The sequence below is a fragment of the Chryseobacterium sp. SIMBA_029 genome (assembly GCF_046535275.1).
Taxonomy (GTDB): domain Bacteria; phylum Bacteroidota; class Bacteroidia; order Flavobacteriales; family Weeksellaceae; genus Chryseobacterium.
Genome location: NZ_JAWRXA010000066.1, coordinates 1 through 391, shown reverse-complemented (window position 1 = coordinate 391; position 391 = coordinate 1). Strand labels below are relative to the sequence as shown.

Genomic DNA, 391 nt, shown 5'->3' with positions numbered 1-391 from the left:
CTATAAAGCTTTTGTTGGCCAGTTTCTTAACGACTACTTCATCATAGAATGCCCGGTACTTATATTCAGGGTGTTCCTCCTTTATTTTTTCAAACTTTCTTTTTCCTATTTTTTTTCCATCCAGAAAATAATAGTCAGGAGGTTGATGATCTGAGATGTAAAGGCCTCCTACAGTTACGTACTTTTCTTTAATTTCAAAGTTTTGTTTATCCAATAACTCATTGGTTTTAAAGATGGAAGACTTATGATCGGTAAATTCTTTATTATTTGAATCTATAGTTGTATAATCGATTCTGACAATGTTATGTTCCGTTAATACTTTTTCCGGAAAAGATAAGGTGAAGTTTCCGTTTTCATCGGCTTTTGCACTGTACAGCCTATCCAATGTTAC

1 protein-coding gene is annotated in these 391 nt (G+C 33.2%); it reads right to left on the bottom strand.

The genetic code is table 11. The features are described from left to right. Window positions 1-391 (bottom strand): hypothetical protein (locus tag SB679_RS23225; protein WP_410704650.1); only part of this gene is annotated, 391 nt, incomplete at both ends.